A 17,193-nucleotide genomic window follows, 5' to 3' on the forward strand; every position below is an offset into this window, starting at 1 on the left:
ATGAATGTTCAAATTCATAAAAAGGGGAGAAAGATGAACATGAAAAAATTAAGCCTTTTACTCATCGTTGCCATGCTGGTTATGGTCATGTCGGCATGCACATCGAAATCAAACACGCCGGGAGCGGGTCAAGCCGAACCCGGGACTACCCAGCCGGATGGAAGCGGTGATCCCGTTACATTGAAGATCGTGTATAAGGATGAAGGAACGGCGAACCCTGTTTCGGTTAAATTCTTCGAGACCTTGGAGAAATCCCTGGCCGAAGACGAAGGATTGAATGTGAAATTCGAGCTTGTCGATCTGGCACAGGGCAGTTATGCCGAGAACCTGAATCTGCTGCTGTTAGGCGGAACTATTCCGGATATCATCTACTTCCAGGGCGGCGACCAGCAAATTGCCGAACAAGGCCTGCTGGAGGATCTGACGCCATACATTGAAAAATCCACTTACATTAAAGATATCATCGAGCCGCATAACCAAACGCGGATGGCAAGCTATCCGTATCTGCTGTGGATCAAACCGCTCGCCCCGAAGACCCCGGTCATCCGGGCCGACTGGTATAATGCGATGGATAGCTCCAAGGCCCTGATGGAGAACCCGACCGTCGACAATTATTATGCCTTCTTCAAGGAACTGGTGGAGAAGAAGCCGGGTGAAGGCAAGCCGAGCTACGCGCTGACAGCAGCAGGCGATATTGCCGAGATCAACTTTATTTTCAATACGGCTTTCGGTTTAGATACGACTTGGCTTAAGAAGGAAGACGGAACGTATGAGTACTCCAAGGTTTCCCAGAAGGAAAAAGAAAAGCTGACGTTCTACAACAAGCTCTACAAGGAAGGGCTGCTGGACCCGCAATTCATTACGAAGCAATGGGATACGAAGGAAGACGCCTTCTATAAAGGTGAAGCTGCCGTTATTACGGGCACAGCCGGCAAAATCATCGATTTGTATGACGGAAGAATGCAGGAACTCGGCGGAGATGACGCCAATCTGATCGTGCTCCCGCCTGCTAAAGGCGAGGCTCAAGGCTTCGGGGCCACCGATGTTACGAAGGAATCCAGAGGACTTGCGATCTCCTCGCAGTCTCCGCATAAAGACGTAGCATTCAAGGTATTCGATTACCTTGCAAGTCCGAAGGGGCAAATGCTGGACCGCCTCGGTTTCGAAGAGGAGCATTACAAGGTGGTTGACGGCGAAATCGAGCTGAACGAGAAATACTACAGCGAATGGTATGCGCGTTTCTGGGAGCCGACCGAGATCAAATCCGAAACGCCTTTGAAAACGCCGCTCCTTGGAAAGCCTGGAACCGAATCGTTGAAAATGGCTGGCGATTTCTACACGGAAGACAATAATTTCATCATCCCTGAGCAATTCATTGCGAACTGGGATGCGATGAACAATCTGTACAAGGAATATTCGACGGACTTTATTACAGGCAAGAAGGACTTGTCCCAATTCGACCAATTCGTTGAAGCATGGAATGCTGCAGGCGGAGCAGAGATAACGAAATACGCCAACGAAAACATCAAGTAAGGAGCCTATAACTATGACTTCGTTTCGTGACCGGGTGAGGGGCGTGGTGATATCCACCGCGCTCGGAGACGCAATGGGAGCTCCAATCGAGAAATTGACGTACGGGGAGATCAAGTCCAAGTACGGACGCGTGGAATCCCTTATGACAAGATGGCATAAGATGGATCTGCCCCCCGACGTCCGGCTTGGCCGTGTAAGAGGCGATGGCATTGTCACGGACGATACGCTGATGACCATTGCGCTCATGAACGTGTATCTTACCGAGGGCAGGCATCTGGATGCCTATGATATGGGCAATGAGTTCGTGAAGGAGATCGCGTTCCGCAAGACGTTTGTTCCTGAGCTGAATGAGGAAACGCTGATCATTGACCGGTTGTTCTATCCGGAAAAATATATCTTTATGCGTCATGTGCTGGCCAATTGCGATCCGAGAGAAGGCGGCATCGGGAATATGGTGAACTGCGGGGCGGCGATGTACATCGCCCCGATCGGGATCGTCAATGCAGGCAATCCAAAGGCGGCTTATGATGAAGCCATCCTGTTTGCGATGGGTCACCAGAGCAGTTACGGCCTGGAAGCCGCGGGCGTTCTGGCCGCTTGCGTGGCGAAGGCGTTTGAGCCGGGGGTGAGTGTGGACGATATCGTCCGCACCGCCATCAGTCTGGCAAAAGACGGCACGAAAGCTGCCATTCAAGAGATGACGCAAGCTGCCCGCGAACTGCGGCAGGAGCGGGATGATATGGACAAAGTGATCGAGGTCTTGCAAGCGATCATGCTTAAATATTCGCCGATGGGCGATGACGTGAGCCGCCATATCGACAAGGTTGGCATCCCGAGCAACCATTATACGCCAAGTCGCCTATGGTCGATTGAAGAGCTGCCGATGGCACTTGCATTCATCGTGCTCAATGACGGAGAGTACTACCGTTCAATCCTGGACGGGGTTAACTCGGGGCGGGATACGGACTCGATCGGTGTCATGGCCGGGGTGATCCTGGGCGCCATGTATGGCAGCGAGGTTATCCGCAAGGAAGATATTAAGCAGCTGAATAAGGTGAACCGCTTGGACCTGTGCGCTATCGCTGATCGGTTCAGCGGCATTGCCGCGAAGATCATTGAGGAGGATATTCGCATCAATGAGTCTCGGAAGACCATAGTGAGTCGTTAGCTTTAAACAGTACTAAGAACCACAACGGATAAAGAAAATGCTTTAAATAGGAGGGAGAGCAAATGATACCTAAACAATATGTAGAGACGGTATATGCGGGATTCATCGGCATGAACATTGGCATAAGGCTGGGTGCTCCCATCGAACCGGTGGCTTGGACGTATGAACGCATTCGGGATGTATACGGCGATATACGGGATTATGTGAAGCCATATACAACCTTTGCCGCCGACGATGACGCCAACGGTCCGGTTTTCTTTATCCGCGCGCTGTATGACGATGCGACAGACCGTGAGCTTGAGCCGGAGGATGTGGGCAAAGCATGGCTTAATTACGCAAGGGAAGGGATCGGCATGTTCTGGTGGGGCGGTGAGGATATCAGCACCGAGCACCGCGCCTATGTGAATCTGCGCAAAGGCATTCCGGCTCCTCGTTCGGGCTCGATCGAGGTCAACGGCACGGAGATGGCGGAGCAGATCGGCGGCCAGATCTTCATCGATTCCTGGGGTCTGCTGTTCCCGGGGCAAGCGGAGAAAGCGGCGGATTACGCGGAAAAAGCGGCCAGCGTCTCCCATGACGGCAACGGGCTGTATGGCGCCCGCTTCATGGCTGCTTGCATCGCCAAAGCCTTTGATGCTTCATCCATGGATGAGATTATCGCGGAAGGCCTGCGCATGATTCCGGATGACTCCACCTATGCACGCGTGGTCCATGCCGTCATGGACTTCCACCTGGAGCAGCCTTCCGATTTCCGCGCTTGCCGCCAGTATTTGGAGGACCATTGGGGATACGATAAATATACGGGAGTATGCCACATTATCCCGAATGCGGGCGTGTGCGTGCTTGCCCTTCTGTATGGCGAGGAAGATTTTGCGCGCACGGTCGAAATCGCGTCGATGTGCGGCTGGGACACCGATTGCAATGCAGGCAACGTGGGAACGATCCTCGGCGTTTACAGAGGTCTGGCGGGTATTCCCGAACATTACCGCAAGCCGATCAATGACTTCATCGTGGCTTCCAGCGTGTCCGGCTATTTGAATTTGGTGGATTTTCCGACATTCGCCAAAGAGCTTGCACTGCTTGGCTACCGCCTCAACGGAGAGAAAGCACCTGAAGAGCTGGCACGTCGGGTGAGGCAGGGCGAGGTGTCTTTCGATTTCGACCTGCCGGGGTCTACGCATGGATTCCGGACGAGCCATGCCTTCAAAACGCCGGTCGTTCGCCATTCGACGAAACATGTTTATGATAGCAGAGGATCGCTTGAAGTAGTTTTTGACAGACTGGTGGAAGGGGACACCAGCAAGATCTACTATAAACCGTTCTATCGCCGGGCGGAGTTTAACGATGAGAAATATAAGCCGACCTTTGCCCCTCTGGCCTACAGCGGGCAGACCGTATCCGCCCGCATTTATGTGGATCAGTGGGAAGGCGAACCAATTACCTTGACTCCGTATGTACGCAATACCTATACGCAGGAGGACGTGCGTATGGCTGCGTTTACTCCCGTGTGCGGAGAGTGGAACGCTGTTCAATTCGTCATTCCGGATACGGAAGGTGCCATGATTGATGAGATCGGATGGATACTCGAGAGCCCGTCGCCGCTATTGAATCGTGCCATCGGAAGTTTGTTCGTCGGGCAATTCCGCATCACGGGAGCTGCGGATTATACGATCGATTTTGCCAAGCAAGCCAAAGAATTCGTTTCGATCACGCCATTCTCGCATCATCGAGGAACATGGGAGCTGCGTGATGGAACGATGCATTGCACATCGCAAGGAGACACATCATCCTATTCCGGCAATTACTATGCTGAAGATATGGAGATTGAAGCGACCATCAAACCGATATCCGGCACCAGCCATTGTCTGATTACAAGAGCGCAGGGCGTCATGCGTCATTATCTGGCCGGGTTCGACGGCCCGAATTCCGTATCGTTTATCAAACAGGACTTCGGGATCAAGCGTCTGATTACGGCAAGATACGATTGGGCATTAGGTCAAGAATACCGCCTGAAGCTGGTGTCCGAGAAGGATCGGTTCATCTTGTATATTAATGGAGAGAATGTGCTGGAATGCAAGGATACCGCTTATGGTCATGGCATGTTCGGCTTTGGCTGCTTAGATGACGGCGAGAATGAGATCAAGGATGTTCGTGTTCGTACATCAGAGCCGAAGTCGGTATAAGAGAAAGGAGCGGATTATCTTTGCGCAAGCTGGTTGTCATTGGCAGCATTAATATGGATGTTGTGAGTACTGTAGAGCAGTTCCCCCGCCCGGGGGAAACGATTCATAGCAAGGGCACATCTTTTTTTCCTGGGGGGAAAGGGGCAAATCAGGCTGTGGCGGCAGCCTCGGCGGGTGCGGATTGTGCCATGGTCGGCGCGGTTGGTCTTGATCCATTTGGGAAGACCCTGGTTGCTTCTTTGGAGGAACGAGGCGTTGGCGTTACTTCCGTCCTTTCCAAGACAGGCACCTCGGGGATGGCGATCATCACGGTCAACGAGGAAGGCGAGAATTATATTGTGCTGTCGGAAGGAGCCAATGGGCGGTTGACTGAAGAAGACGTAGCGACAGAGGTGAAATGGGATGGAGTATATGCCGTGCTGCTGCAGAATGAAATTCCGTGGCAGACGACGGAGTACGTTATCCAATCGGCCAACAAGGCAGGCGTTCGCGTCTGGTTGAATCCGGCGCCTGCGCGAGAGGTCCCTCATGACGTGCTGCCGCTGATCGATACATTAATTGTGAACGAGACCGAAGCGGAAGTGGTAAGCGGCTTGAAGGTGGAGGACGCGGCTACAGCGGATGCAGCGGCAGCGTCGATCATCGGCAGAGGCACCTCCAACGTGATCATCACCCTTGGCGAGCAGGGCTGCTTCTATGGAAATGCCAAGGGTGAGCGTTTCACCGTTCCGGCTTTCCGTGTCACACCCGTGGATACCACGGCGGCAGGAGATACCTTCATCGGTGCTTATGCGGCGGCTTGCACGGAGGGATTGGAAACGGAAGAGGCCCTTCAGTTTGCAACTGCAGCGGCTGCACTGACGGTAACCCGGCCAGGCGCACAAGCCTCTATACCGTCCAAGGAAGAGATTCTAGCTTTTATAAATAAATAATTCGTTGCAAAAAGCGAGAGGGTGTTTTTGTTGCCTTCTCGCTTTTGTTATATTCCCCCTCGTATTTCGAATATGCGCTATAGGCGTACGATGACGACGATCCGCCATTCATTCCGGATCTGATGAGGCTGCAGTGATTGTGAACCATGTCATGTGAGATCTAAATGGAGCTAACCGACATGTTCTGCCGAACCCTTTCATATATGTAAGAGTGATGATAATGAATCTATGAAATGGGGTATCTGATCATGGCAAAACAAAAAAGAGGCAAATCCTTGTGGAACCTACCAACTCGCGCCCGCGGTACATGCCCGGTGTGCAAGAGTACCCGGACTAAACTGTTGTATCCCCGGACCAAATCGGACGGGACTGCCCTGAAAGTGTGCAAGCGCTGTGACGGCGCTTCGCAGGAGCGGGTGGACGCGGCTGTGTAGTTATCACACCAGCGGCCTTGATTGCACGAACGATGGGATAATCTTATGCATCTTGCGGATAACTCGAAATACGGCTTATAAAGCTCCCTCACAGGAACATACGCAGTCAAACCATCTCAAGTCGCAGCTGTTAGTGCGCATGCTCAGGTTTCTGTCCGGCATGCTGCACGGGTGGCACCCGCTGCGCCTATAATCCCTGTCTGTCTTGCCGTTCAGGGATTATTTGGAATATAATAGTTTTACCAAAGAGCGTGCATAGACCGTATTCCTCGTGAAGCGGTCTATGCTTTTTTAAGAGATAAGAAAGTATAAATGGCGAAGAGGAATATCAGGTTACTGGAGGTGGATGGTATATTAGAGGAACAGTTAAAGGAATACATAAGCCAGCATAAGCAATTGATGACGGATTTGCGCAGCGTTCGCGACTTAGGACTGCCGCAATGCTATATTTCTGCGGGCTACATACGAAATTATGTGTGGGACCTGCTTCATGGGTTTGAAGGGACGGATCGGCATACGGATATCGATGTCGTATACTTCGATCCGGAGGATGTTTCTGTAGAGCGGGATATTCGATTGGAAGAGCTTCTTAGAACAACAACGGCGAACCCGAAATGGTCAGTCAAGAATCAGGCCAGAATGCATGTGAAGAATGGAGATGAGCCTTATAACTCGACCCAAGCAGCGTTAACCTATTGGCCGGAGACGGCGACCGCGGTCGGGGCAAGGCTGAACTTCGAAGAAGAGCTTGAGCTCTGCTGTCCTTATGGATTGGAGGATTTATTTGCGCTTCGGGTTCGCAGAAGTCCTAACTTTCATAAGCCGAGCTATTATTTGGAACGGGTAGCGAAGAAGCAATGGAAGGATCAGTGGCCGCAGCTAACGATAAGCGATGATTAGATAAGGGTACCCTATATCCTAGCAGGAGTTGCAGTGAGCAAGGAAATGGGCTGTCCGTATTGAATTTATAGGTAGGCCTTATAACGGCCGGAACAAGGGGCTATCGCATGGACATATTCAACTGCGCACGTCAAAAGGAAATATTGTATCACGAGACACTGTACGAAGAAACCGTATTGTTTCAGCCTGGGAGCTGGTTAGCCAAGCCTGTGCAGACGGTCCTCGATCATCTGGAATTATTGTCGTTTCATGAGATGCGGGTATTGGATCTGGCCTGTGGCGTCGGGCGTAACAGTATCCCGGTTGCGCAGCGGATCCAAGCGGCGAACGGGCAGGTCGTCTGCGTGGATTTGCTGCCATCGGCAGTCGAGAAGCTGCGGCAGTATGCGGTACTACATGGCGTAAGCTCAAACCTTGAGGCCATTGTGGCAGACGTAGAGCACTATGACATTGCCGTGGATACTTATCATTACGTCATCGCATGCTCATGCCTGGAGCATATGAGCTCCGAGGATGCCTTCGTATCCAAGATCGAACAGATGCAGGCAGGAACCGTGCGCCAGGGCATACACTGCATCATGATGAGCACAGAGGTGAAGGAAATCGATCAGGAAACGGGCTTGGAGGAGGAAGGTTTAATCGAGCTGAATCTGTCCGCGGACAGAGCCTTTTCCATCCTCGATGAGCTGTATTCGGAATGGGAGATCTTCACGAGGCGTCAGGTGCAGCAGGATATTCAAGAAGTGAAGGGTGGGAGAGACGTACTTTTTCGAAGTCAATGGATCACCTTCACTGCAAGAAAAGGAGTGTGTTAACTGTGGTGAAACATACGCATCTCGGCGTTTATGGAGTATTGATTCAGCATGATCATATCCTGTTGATCCAGAAAGCGAGAGGGCCGCACAAGGGGAAGTGGGATTTACCGGGCGGCTCCATTGAGTTCGGAGAAGAGCCGGAGCATACGCTGCAGCGCGAATTTATCGAGGAAACCGGGCTTGCTCCAATTAAGGGGAGCATTCGGACGGCTGTATCCTACACGATCGTATATCAGTATGAAGCGAATCAGATGGAAGAACTGCATCACATCGGCATCATGTATGATGTCGAGCTGCTGGATCAACAAGCCGTGATCAAGACGGACGGAGACGGCCAAGACTCATTAGGAGCAAAATGGATTCCCTTGGAGTCATTGGGGTTGTTACCGTTAACACCGTTTGTAGAGATGATGATGGAGCCCGTATTAAAGGGTGAGACTTCTAAAGAAGCAGAGGTTGAAGGATGACGACTTTCTATTTTGTGAGACATGCGGAATCGCCATATCTCGAGGGGAAGGAAAGGTCGCGGGGATTATCCGCCGAGGGTTCCCTCGCTGCGGTTCGAGTCAAGGACATGCTCCTGGGAGAAGGGATTGACGCGATCATATCAAGCCCTTACAAGCGAGCCAAGGATACGGTCCAACCATTGGCAGACGCTTTGGGATTGCCGATTACGGAGTATGAGGACTTAAGGGAACGGAAGGTCGGGGATTTTCAGGGGCATTCCTTCCTCGATGCCAAGAAGATCCTTTTTCAGGATCCAACTACCTCCTTCCCTGGAGGGGAATCCAGCCAAAGCGCGCAAAGCCGAGCAGTCCAGGTGCTAAAGGAAATCCTGAATAAACATATTGGAAAGTCTGTCGTGATTGGCACCCACGGCGACATTATGACACTCATGCTGCAGCATTATGATCAACGATTCGATTATCATTTCTGGTTAGGTACAACGCTGCCGGATATTTACCGAGCCGAGTTTGAGGAAGGGCGGGTCGTGAATATCGCGCGGTTATGGAACGAGCTATAGGGCTGGAGTACTTTGCATGATATAAAAGGGGGCTGCCCTGTACGAAGGTGTGCTCAATTGACGGACGGTTCGTCATACTCGAAAATATGTCTAATGAAGAATGGCTGTGCTCAGGATGTTATCCTAGCACAGCCATTTCTTGCATTTCGGCTCGTTGCCGTTTCAAAAGCGCGTATACATTATGTAGACTGAACCTTACTTAAAATTTGAAAATGTTGATCGTTTTTTGCAGCCGGAAAACGGCATTATTCATTGCTTCCGCTTCCTCGGCCATCTTCTGGATCGATGAGATGCCTTCATTCATGGAGGCCGACACCTGCTCCGTTCCAGCGGCGGATTGCTGCGTGATCGCCGATATATTCTGAATCGCGGAAGAAATGCTCTTCGCACTTTCAAGCATGGATTCGCTCTCCTTGGAGAAAGCGGCGATCTGTTCCGAAATATACTGAACACTGTTTACAATCTCCATGAACACCAGCTCAGCCTCACGGATCATTTCGGTTTGCTGCCTGACGACCTCTTCATTAATTTTAATGTTCTGGGTGGCATGTTTCACGTCCGATTCGATGCTCCGTACGAGATTGAATACTTCCCGTGTTGATGACGTGGATTCTTCAGCCAATTTACGTACCTCTTGGGCGACAATCGCAAAGCCGGCGCCGTGCTCGCCTGCTCTTGCCGCTTCAATAGATGCGTTCAAGGATAACAAATTGGTCTGATCGGCAAGTTCCGAGATCGTCTCCGTGATCTGCGTAATTCCTCTGGCACTCCGGGCCAGTGCATCAATGGACTCCGCGACTTTGGCCGTTGCGTCAATATTACGCTGCATTCCTGCAGACTGCTTGGCGACGGAGTCCCTTCCTTGCTCAACCAGTCCCAGCGTTTCGATCGAACGGGTATTCATTTCCTGGGTTGAATGCGTATAGTTGCTGACCTTCTCCTCGATCTCGCCAATGGAATGTGTCATTTCGGCTACGTCTTCCGAAATTTCGTTAGCCCCGACGGCCAGCTCATTGGAAGATAAGGAGACTTGATTCATCACTTGAATGAGCTCCTGGTTTTTAATCGAGATATTGGAGCTTGAGGTCATGACCTGACGCGTAATATCCGAGGTTTCCTGCAATATTTTACGAAGCTTGTCCACCATGCTGTTGAATGTTCTGCTGAGATCGTTCATGCCCCCAACCTCTTCTACCTGGAAGGTGAAGTCGCCTTTCGCGATTTTGGCAGAAACGCTGGAGATTTCCGCGAAGGAGTTGGTAAGCGTTTTCTCAATAAGACGAGAAAGAGGAAAAGTAAGACCGGTTAGTACCACCACGATGACCACGCCAATGATTGCTTTACCCATTAGAATAAATGCAAGCAGCATTGGAACCGCAAACAAAGCGGCAATGAGAAAACAGGCTGCAGTAATTTTTCGTGAGATAGGGAGTCTGTTGAACCATGCCATAAGAATGAGTCCTCCTCAACAACATAGGATATATTTACCATGATTATAGCATCGACGGGCAAAACTAGATAGAACGAATTGACAAAAAGTGTTGGATTAGGTCGAAAGAACTGAAAATGAGGAGGGAAGAGGGGATACGTAGCAAATATACGAATCCCCACTTGATGCACAGATATGAAAAGGTTTTATTTTACTGCCCGGAATAAGGCGGAAGCGAGATAGTCGGTATTATCCAGAATCATGCGGTCATGCTTGAACAGCGTTTCCCAGAGCGCAACATCGAACAGGAGTCCTTTATCGCGCTGTTCAAATGTATCCAGATGACGTGTCTGCTCTTCCTTTAACTGCTCATTGAAGTGGTTGTACTCCAGAATTTCTTCCTGTTTAAACCCGCAAGCCAAGAGGGAGTCCGCCCATTCTTCTCTCATCATCAGATTAGGTATTCCGAAGAATTCGAGCAGTTCCTGAAGCTTTGCTTCCGGCATGGGTTTATCTAGCAGTAATTCTCTGTCCAGCAGGACGCCTCCGCGATCCAGAACGCGGTAATATTCGGGCAGCGATTTCGAAGTATTCGTAAATACGGTAACAGACTCGGCCATGATCAGATCAAATTGGTTGTCCTCGAAAGGCAATGCGCATACATCCGCTTGATGGAACTGCACGTCGATTTCCATCGCTTCGGCTCGTGCTCGTGCTTTTTTGATCATATTTTCGTTCAGATCAATAGCGGTCACTTGATACCCCATCTCCGAAAGATGGCATGCGGTTCTGCCAGTTCCGCACCCCACCTCCAGAATGCGGCTGCCCGGTTGAATGGGATAATTCTTCAGCATTCTGAGGGTTGCCTCGAATCCTCCCGGGTGGGCACTGCCCATGCCTAATTTGGAGAGCATATGAATGTAGTTCATCTCATCTATCCCTTCTTCCTTGTCATCAACATGAGGGTAATCGTTTATTTACCATATGATTCAGGTACGTTTAGGGTTTTAGCTGAATTAGATATTTTGAGCCCTTTTTTCGGGAGGATCAGAGTCATAATGGAGGAAACGTCATGAGGATGGAACCGGTAGAGGCAGCGGAACGCGTCATTCAACACGATTATCCCGACTGTTTGCTAGCCGTGCTTGGCGGCAGCGCGAGCAGAGGCGAATATAATGAACAATCCGATTTGGACATTATGGTCCTTGAACGAGGGGGTTATGATTTCTGCAGGAGGACGATAGAGGCGCATGGGTGGATCGCGGAAATCTTTATATTGTCTTTATCCTCCTATCGCGAATATTTTGACGAGGGAGTGATCGCGGCGAATCCGTCATTTCAGCGGATGATCGCAGAAGGGACGGTGCTGCGCCTGCTGCCCGAGGGGGAAGAGGTGCGGGCGGAAGCCCAAAGCGATTTGGATTACGGACCTCTGCCCCTGTCGATAACCGATATTAACGATTACCGTTATGTGCTAACCGAGTACATGCTGGACTTGAAGAGTCCCCGAAGCGATGGCGAAAAATGGTTTACGGTGCACAAAATAGCTGCGATTCTCTGTGATTTTGTACTTAGGGTGAACCGGGAGTGGACGGGTGAAGGGAAAACGCTGTTCCGCCTGTTTAACCGCTTTGACACAATCTTAGGAGAGCGATTGGAAGCAGCGCTCGCGGCGATGTATCGCCAAGATGATCCTTCTGTTCTAATGGCATTTACCGAGGAAATGCTCCGTCCGTACGGAGGGAAACTTCTCATCGGTTATGAGGAATAAAATATCGTTGCCAATAGATAAAGAGAGGTACATTAGCCGTGACGCTAGCAAGGCGCGGGAAATACTATAATAGTGTGATTACATCACGTCATACTTTAAATCCAGGAGGGGATCTTCATGAGCGGAGTATATGGCGGCGGTGAATGGGGCAATTCAGTAGGAATTATTTTGGTTCTCTTTATCCTGCTCGTAATCATCTTGAGTGCTTGGGTTTAAACCGTCAAGATTCTTGGCAGTAGTGACAGAAAAGCCCGGCGCTTGCCGGGCTTTTGTCTGCCTCAATGGTACTCAATTCGATGCAGCTTTAACCGTGGGGCTGTGAGCGGACACCACGGCAGTCATGACCAGATGGCTGCTGTCGGATTGGATCGCATGCAAAAACGCCTCTTCAAGAGACTCGAACACCCGGGATAAGGACCCGTCCAACCGGCTGGCGTAATGAACGCTTCCGGCGAACGTACCGGCTGCCTTCGCACGATTTACTTCACCGTAGATGACCTCCATGTAGTTATCCGTACCCATGGGGTAAAGAGCGAATTGGCAGGCAGTCTCCATATCGGCATGTTCTCCGATGTCGTTGTTTAAGCGGGTCGAATCCTCCGTCATATATACATCGGCGTCCGTATCCCCGGGGCAGCCGATGGAATAAGTGCCATTAAAAACAGTGTGCACGCCACTCGCCGCAGCATGGGCGAATATCGCCCTTGTAACATCAAAGACATGCTCTGCACGTCCACGAATACAGGTACTCACATCGTCTGTCTGAATCCACACCTTCCCCGTATCCACAGATTGCAGCGCGCCCAGGATGACCTCTACAAACCGGTCTGTCATAGGAAATACCGAGAACCGGCATCCGACGATCCGGCTGGTTCCGCAAACAAGCTCATTCATTGTCATTTCCTCCCCATTATATAAGTCCACGTAAAAAAACCGCACCCCGTGAAGAAGGTGCAGTTATGCCTACGAAAAGAAATAAACATAAATGCTACACTTCCCCACGCTAGTATGACCTAGATCGGGTGATAAGGGTTAACGGCAGCCCGCCGTCTCTCAGCACATGGCACCCCTAGTACAGCCAACATCTTATGTAGTTGGTTAACCGCAAGATTTGCCCCGGAACTTCATGTTATCGTAGAAGTTCGAGGGTTCTTACCTGTGTAATTGTATCGTTTTTCCATCGGTTTTTCAATCTTTGCCCATTATAAAAACCGCCTGTCCCAGTTGCAGGAACTTAGGGAGGCGGCTTTTTTCATCTGTTTGATTAGTTATATACTTTCACGCGATCTTCAAGCGGTGCAAATTCTTTTTCGCCTGGTTCAGCAACCGGCTTACCGAAAGGCATTTGAGCAATCAGCTTCCAGCTTTCCGGGATGTTCCATTCGGCTTTTACTTTTTCGTCGATCAGCGGGTTGTAGTGCTGCAGGGATGCGCCCAGACCTTCTGCCTCAAGGGATGTCCATACTACAAATTGCAGCATGCCGTTGGATTGGTTGGACCATACCGGGAAGTTGTCGGCATAAGCGGCAAAGTTTTGTTGCAGCCCGGCAATGACGTTGTTGTCCTCGAAGAACAGTACCGTACCGTAACCAGCGCGGAATGAAGCCATTTTGTCGGCAGTGGATTTGAATGCTTCTTCATCGCCAACAACTTCCTTCAGGATGCCTTCCGTCATGTTCCACAGTTTATCATGCTGTTCGCCAAGCAATACAACGACGCGTGCACTTTGGGAGTTGAAAGAAGACGGAGTATACTTAACCGCTTCGTTTACGATTTCTTGAATACGCTCGTCCGAGATAACGGATTCTTTGCTAATCCCGTAATAAGAACGGCGATTTTTGAGTGCAGCTGAAAAATCTTTAGACATTGAAAAAAAACCTCCTGGTGTAATCGAATTTGCATACGCCTGATTAGAAGATGTCCCTTACTACAAGCAAATATGCATTTTACGTTATTAGCCATAAATTCAATTATTATTCTACATTAACTTACGTTTAGTTAGAAATAATAATTCTGTTAGGATATTAATATAACTTAGAGGAATTGTCAACGACTTTTAATATCTAATATAATTTTTCTTATCCATTTAATAGGGATTGAATGTCTCCACCTAACTTCATATTATGAACAATTCATGAACAAAATATACTTGTATGAACAATTTAATTGATTTTGATTCTCAATTATACTTGTCGAGCCAGAATGAGGATGATATAATGCATATCAGAACGCAATTGATAATCAATCTCAATGAGAATGATGACGAAAATTGCACGATCCCAGGTATTTAGAGACATACGCATAGAAGGAAGAGCCATGAAGATTAGATACTTATTTGCAGCCGTTGTGGTACTCTCGATAATCTCATTATTTATTGGAGTTAAAGATATCTCGCCACTGCAATTGTTCTCGATGACGGAACAACAACAGCATATTATGCTTGTCAGCCGGATTCCTAGGCTTGTCAGTCTCATATTGGCGGGTGTCAGCATGAGCATCTGCGGATTGATCATGCAGCAGCTCAGCCGCAACAAGTTCGTATCGCCCACCACGGCAGGTACGATGGACTCTGCCAGACTGGGGATATTGGTCGCCATGCTCGTCTTCACGACCAGCGGACCGCTTATCAAAATGCTTGTGGCATTTGTATTCGCTCTGGCAGGAACCTTTATCTTCATGAAGATACTGGATCGGATTAAGTTCAAGGATGCGATCTTCATCCCGCTCGTAGGGCTGATGTTCGGTAATATCGTCAGTTCGATCGCCACCTTCTTTGCATACAAATATGATCTTATTCAGAATATGTCCGCATGGCTCCAAGGTGATTTTTCCATGATCATGAAGGGCCAGTATGAAATGCTCTATCTTAGTATCCCGCTTGTGATTCTGGCGTATCTGTTCGCCAACAAGTTTACGGTGGCCGGAATGGGAGAGGAGTTTGCTACCAACCTGGGCCTTCACTACCGGAGAGTTGTGAATCTGGGACTGGTCATCGTGGCGCTGGTTACGGCTTCCGTCGTGCTGACGGTCGGCGTGATTCCGTTTCTTGGTCTGATCATACCTAATATTGTTAGTTTGTACTTAGGAGACCATTTGAAAAAAAGCCTTTCGCATACCGCGCTGCTGGGGGCCGGGTTCGTACTGTTCTGTGACATCCTGGGCCGGATCATTATTTATCCCTATGAAATTCCGATTAGTCTAACCGTGGGCGTACTCGGAAGCGGTATATTCATTTTCTTACTGATGAGGAGAAAGGCTTATGACTTATAAAGCCAAACTCGGCCTGTTGGCCGCAGCGGCAATCATCCTGGTGGCAGTCTTTCTGTTCATTGATCTTGGCGGCAATTGGGATTACGCGCTTCCGAGGAGAATCAAGAAGGTGCTTGCCATTATTCTGACCGGCGGGGCGATTGCTCTGTCTACCACGGTGTTTCAAACGGTCACGAATAACCGGATACTGACGCCTAGCGTTATGGGATTAGATTCCTTATATATACTGATCCAGACCACCGTCATCTTTGTTTTTGGATCCTTCACGCTGTACAAACTGGGCAGCAACGTTAACTTTCTGATCAACGTGGGCGCGATGATCCTATTTGCCGGAGTCTTATATAAGATTCTGTTTAAAAGGGAAGGGAATAACATTTACTTCCTGCTGCTGATCGGCATGATCTTCGGAACCCTGTTCTCCAGCATGTCTTCCTTTATGGAAGTGCTGATTGACCCGAACGAGTTCCAGTTTGTAGCCGACAAAATGTTTGCCAGCTTTAACAATGTGAAGACCGAGCTCCTGGTCCTTTCCGTCATTGTCGTAGCGCTGACCTTGCTGTACTTTGCCCGATTTGCCAAGTACCTGAACGTGCTGGCACTAGGTCGTGAGCAGGCGATCAACCTCGGCGTGAATTATGATTATGTTGTGAAGCGTCTTCTGATTGTGGTTGCCGTTCTGATCTCGGTGGCTACCGCTTTGGTAGGTCCGATTACATTCCTCGGGCTCCTGGTGGTCAACGTTGCGTACGAAGTGATGAAGACATACAGGCATTCATATTTAATAGCAGCATCCATACTGATTAGCATTATTGCACTGGTCGGCGGTCAATTGGTTGTAGAGCGGGTGTTCACGTTCTCTACAACGCTCAGCGTCATTATCAACTTCATCGGCGGTGTCTACTTCATATACCTGCTACTAAAGGAGAGTAAAGCATGATCCAGGTTACGAACGTATCGAAAGTCTATGGCGGCAAAAAAGTCGTTGATAACGTGTCCGTTACGATCCCGAAAGGTCAAATCACTTCCTTTATCGGTCCGAACGGTGCCGGCAAGAGTACGTTGCTGTCCATGATTAGCAGATTAACAGGCAAGGACAGCGGACAAATTACGGTGGACGGTAAAGAGGTTAGCCAATGGAAGAGCGGCGATCTGGCGAAGAAGGTTTCGATTCTGAAACAATCCAACCACATCAGCCTCCGTCTGACGGTGCGTGAGCTTGTATCCTTTGGTCGTTTTCCTTACTCTCAGGGCAGATTGAACGCGGAAGACGTGAAATACGTAGATGAGGCTATCTCTTATATGGAGCTTGGGGATATGCAGCATAAATATCTTCATCAGCTCAGCGGCGGCCAGACCCAGCGTGCTTACATTGCGATGGTCATCGCCCAGAATACAGAGTATATCCTGCTGGATGAGCCCCTGAACAATCTGGACATGAAACACTCCGTACAGATTATGAAGATTCTCAGAAAGCTTGTCGCTGAACTGAACAAGACAATTGTCATCGTTATTCATGACATCAATTTCGCTTCGTTCTATTCGGATTACATCGTGGCATTGAAGGATGGAGCCATTGAAAGCGAAGGGAAGACCGAGAATATCATTCAGAGCAATGTGCTTCGCGGAATCTATGACATGGACATTGAGATCGAAGAGATTAATGACAATCGGGTGTGCGTATACTACGGCTAAGCGACATGATATGAGAGAGTTGAGGATAAGGATTCTGGAAGA

18 protein-coding genes and 1 riboswitch are annotated in these 17,193 nt (G+C 49.5%); of the genes, 14 read left to right on the forward strand and 4 right to left on the reverse strand.

Translation table 11 applies throughout. From position 1 onward, the window contains the following. The first annotated feature begins 39 nt into the window (after nucleotides 1-39). The 9 genes from AK95_RS10805 (at nucleotide 40) to AK95_RS10840 (ending at nucleotide 8,989) form a co-directional block, all read left to right on the forward strand. Complete coding sequence (locus AK95_RS10805; RefSeq protein WP_071219972.1) at nucleotides 40-1,533, forward strand: extracellular solute-binding protein; 1,494 nt, start codon at nucleotides 40-42, stop codon at nucleotides 1,531-1,533. A gap of 13 nt (nucleotides 1,534-1,546) precedes the next feature. Continuing rightward, a complete protein-coding gene (locus AK95_RS10810; protein ID WP_071219973.1) occupies nucleotides 1,547-2,701 on the forward strand; it encodes an ADP-ribosylglycohydrolase family protein in 1,155 nt (384 codons plus the stop codon). A 62-nt stretch (nucleotides 2,702-2,763) separates the two neighbouring features. After that, nucleotides 2,764-4,884 (forward strand): ADP-ribosylglycohydrolase family protein, encoded by a 2,121-nt coding sequence (locus AK95_RS10815; protein WP_071219974.1) that lies wholly within the window; start codon nucleotides 2,764-2,766, stop codon nucleotides 4,882-4,884. 20 nt (nucleotides 4,885-4,904) lie between these two features. After that, nucleotides 4,905-5,816: a ribokinase gene (gene rbsK / locus AK95_RS10820; RefSeq protein WP_071219975.1), complete on the forward strand. Its 912-nt coding sequence runs from the start codon at nucleotides 4,905-4,907 to the stop codon at nucleotides 5,814-5,816. A gap of 248 nt (nucleotides 5,817-6,064) precedes the next feature. Beyond that, the gene (locus AK95_RS33410; RefSeq protein ID WP_074961828.1) at nucleotides 6,065-6,250 is read left to right on the forward strand and encodes a hypothetical protein; all 186 of its coding nucleotides are present in this window, start codon (nucleotides 6,065-6,067) and stop codon (nucleotides 6,248-6,250) included. A gap of 351 nt (nucleotides 6,251-6,601) precedes the next feature. Further along, nucleotides 6,602-7,150 carry a nucleotidyltransferase family protein gene (locus AK95_RS10825; protein WP_071220470.1) on the forward strand — a complete coding sequence of 183 codons (549 nt, stop codon included), beginning with the start codon at nucleotides 6,602-6,604 and terminating at the stop codon, nucleotides 7,148-7,150. 107 nt (nucleotides 7,151-7,257) lie between these two features. Beyond that, a complete protein-coding gene (locus tag AK95_RS10830; protein WP_071219976.1) occupies nucleotides 7,258-7,965 on the forward strand; it encodes a class I SAM-dependent methyltransferase in 708 nt (235 codons plus the stop codon). A gap of 2 nt (nucleotides 7,966-7,967) precedes the next feature. Beyond that, entirely contained in the window at nucleotides 7,968-8,432 is a 465-nt protein-coding gene (locus tag AK95_RS10835; RefSeq protein WP_071219977.1) for an NUDIX hydrolase, read from the forward strand. Then, entirely contained in the window at nucleotides 8,429-8,989 is a 561-nt protein-coding gene (locus tag AK95_RS10840) for a histidine phosphatase family protein (protein WP_071219978.1), read from the forward strand. The genes AK95_RS10835 and AK95_RS10840 overlap by 4 nt, the downstream gene beginning before the upstream one ends. A 199-nt stretch (nucleotides 8,990-9,188) precedes the next feature. Here AK95_RS10840 and AK95_RS10845 read toward each other — a convergent pair whose 3' ends face one another. Both AK95_RS10845 and AK95_RS10850 read right to left on the reverse strand, forming a co-directional pair. After that, entirely contained in the window at nucleotides 9,189-10,439 is a 1,251-nt protein-coding gene (locus AK95_RS10845) for a methyl-accepting chemotaxis protein (protein WP_071219979.1), read from the reverse strand. 185 nt (nucleotides 10,440-10,624) lie between these two features. Then, nucleotides 10,625-11,347 carry a class I SAM-dependent methyltransferase gene (locus AK95_RS10850; protein WP_071219980.1) on the reverse strand — a complete coding sequence of 241 codons (723 nt, stop codon included), beginning with the start codon at nucleotides 11,345-11,347 and terminating at the stop codon, nucleotides 10,625-10,627. Between the two features lie 143 nt (nucleotides 11,348-11,490). Here AK95_RS10850 and AK95_RS10855 point away from each other — a divergent pair, with 143 nt between their 5' ends. Continuing rightward, the gene (locus AK95_RS10855) at nucleotides 11,491-12,189 is read left to right on the forward strand and encodes a nucleotidyltransferase domain-containing protein (protein WP_071219981.1); all 699 of its coding nucleotides are present in this window, start codon (nucleotides 11,491-11,493) and stop codon (nucleotides 12,187-12,189) included. Between the two features lie 117 nt (nucleotides 12,190-12,306). Further along, complete coding sequence (locus AK95_RS33415; RefSeq protein ID WP_074961830.1) at nucleotides 12,307-12,405, forward strand: sporulation protein YjcZ; 99 nt, start codon at nucleotides 12,307-12,309, stop codon at nucleotides 12,403-12,405. A gap of 72 nt (nucleotides 12,406-12,477) precedes the next feature. On the opposite strand, the gene AK95_RS10860 is transcribed toward AK95_RS33415, so the two are convergent. Both AK95_RS10860 and AK95_RS10865 read right to left on the reverse strand, forming a co-directional pair. After that, nucleotides 12,478-13,083 (reverse strand): YkoF family thiamine/hydroxymethylpyrimidine-binding protein, encoded by a 606-nt coding sequence (locus tag AK95_RS10860; protein ID WP_071219982.1) that lies wholly within the window; start codon nucleotides 13,081-13,083, stop codon nucleotides 12,478-12,480. An 84-nt stretch (nucleotides 13,084-13,167) separates the two neighbouring features. After that, nucleotides 13,168-13,270: riboswitch (TPP riboswitch) on the reverse strand. A 183-nt stretch (nucleotides 13,271-13,453) separates the two neighbouring features. Continuing rightward, nucleotides 13,454-14,056 (reverse strand): nitroreductase family protein, encoded by a 603-nt coding sequence (locus AK95_RS10865; RefSeq protein ID WP_071219983.1) that lies wholly within the window; start codon nucleotides 14,054-14,056, stop codon nucleotides 13,454-13,456. A gap of 449 nt (nucleotides 14,057-14,505) precedes the next feature. On the opposite strand from AK95_RS10865, the gene AK95_RS10870 reads away from it, so the two are divergent. The 3 genes from AK95_RS10870 to AK95_RS10880 are packed head-to-tail and all read left to right on the forward strand — an operon-like array spanning nucleotide 14,506 to nucleotide 17,151. After that, the gene (locus tag AK95_RS10870) at nucleotides 14,506-15,459 is read left to right on the forward strand and encodes an ABC transporter permease (RefSeq protein WP_071219984.1); all 954 of its coding nucleotides are present in this window, start codon (nucleotides 14,506-14,508) and stop codon (nucleotides 15,457-15,459) included. Next, the gene (locus AK95_RS10875; protein WP_071219986.1) at nucleotides 15,449-16,396 is read left to right on the forward strand and encodes an iron chelate uptake ABC transporter family permease subunit; all 948 of its coding nucleotides are present in this window, start codon (nucleotides 15,449-15,451) and stop codon (nucleotides 16,394-16,396) included. Before AK95_RS10870 ends, AK95_RS10875 begins: the two co-directional genes overlap by 11 nt. Then, nucleotides 16,393-17,151 carry an iron ABC transporter ATP-binding protein gene (locus AK95_RS10880; RefSeq protein ID WP_071219987.1) on the forward strand — a complete coding sequence of 253 codons (759 nt, stop codon included), beginning with the start codon at nucleotides 16,393-16,395 and terminating at the stop codon, nucleotides 17,149-17,151. Before AK95_RS10875 ends, AK95_RS10880 begins: the two co-directional genes overlap by 4 nt. The last annotated feature ends 42 nt before the right edge of the window (nucleotides 17,152-17,193 follow it).

It is taken from the genome of Paenibacillus sp. LC231, from assembly GCF_001860525.1.
Lineage (GTDB): Bacteria > Bacillota > Bacilli > Paenibacillales > Paenibacillaceae > Paenibacillus_AQ.

Coding starts and splice junctions, on each gene's coding strand:
- AK95_RS10805 (WP_071219972.1), top strand. CDS start 40: ATGAAAAAATTAAGCCTTTTACTCATCGTTGCCATGCTGGTTATGGTC.
- AK95_RS10810 (WP_071219973.1), top strand. CDS start 1,547: ATGACTTCGTTTCGTGACCGGGTGAGGGGCGTGGTGATATCCACCGCG.
- AK95_RS10815 (WP_071219974.1), top strand. CDS start 2,764: ATGATACCTAAACAATATGTAGAGACGGTATATGCGGGATTCATCGGC.
- AK95_RS33410 (WP_074961828.1), top strand. CDS start 6,065: ATGGCAAAACAAAAAAGAGGCAAATCCTTGTGGAACCTACCAACTCGC.
- AK95_RS10830 (WP_071219976.1), top strand. CDS start 7,258: ATGGACATATTCAACTGCGCACGTCAAAAGGAAATATTGTATCACGAG.
- AK95_RS10840 (WP_071219978.1), top strand. CDS start 8,429: ATGACGACTTTCTATTTTGTGAGACATGCGGAATCGCCATATCTCGAG.
- AK95_RS10845 (WP_071219979.1), bottom strand. CDS start 10,439: ATGGCATGGTTCAACAGACTCCCTATCTCACGAAAAATTACTGCAGCC.
- AK95_RS10850 (WP_071219980.1), bottom strand. CDS start 11,347: ATGAACTACATTCATATGCTCTCCAAATTAGGCATGGGCAGTGCCCAC.
- AK95_RS10855 (WP_071219981.1), top strand. CDS start 11,491: ATGAGGATGGAACCGGTAGAGGCAGCGGAACGCGTCATTCAACACGAT.
- AK95_RS33415 (WP_074961830.1), top strand. CDS start 12,307: ATGAGCGGAGTATATGGCGGCGGTGAATGGGGCAATTCAGTAGGAATT.
- AK95_RS10860 (WP_071219982.1), bottom strand. CDS start 13,083: ATGAATGAGCTTGTTTGCGGAACCAGCCGGATCGTCGGATGCCGGTTC.
- AK95_RS10865 (WP_071219983.1), bottom strand. CDS start 14,056: ATGTCTAAAGATTTTTCAGCTGCACTCAAAAATCGCCGTTCTTATTAC.
- AK95_RS10870 (WP_071219984.1), top strand. CDS start 14,506: ATGAAGATTAGATACTTATTTGCAGCCGTTGTGGTACTCTCGATAATC.
- AK95_RS10875 (WP_071219986.1), top strand. CDS start 15,449: ATGACTTATAAAGCCAAACTCGGCCTGTTGGCCGCAGCGGCAATCATC.
- AK95_RS10880 (WP_071219987.1), top strand. CDS start 16,393: ATGATCCAGGTTACGAACGTATCGAAAGTCTATGGCGGCAAAAAAGTC.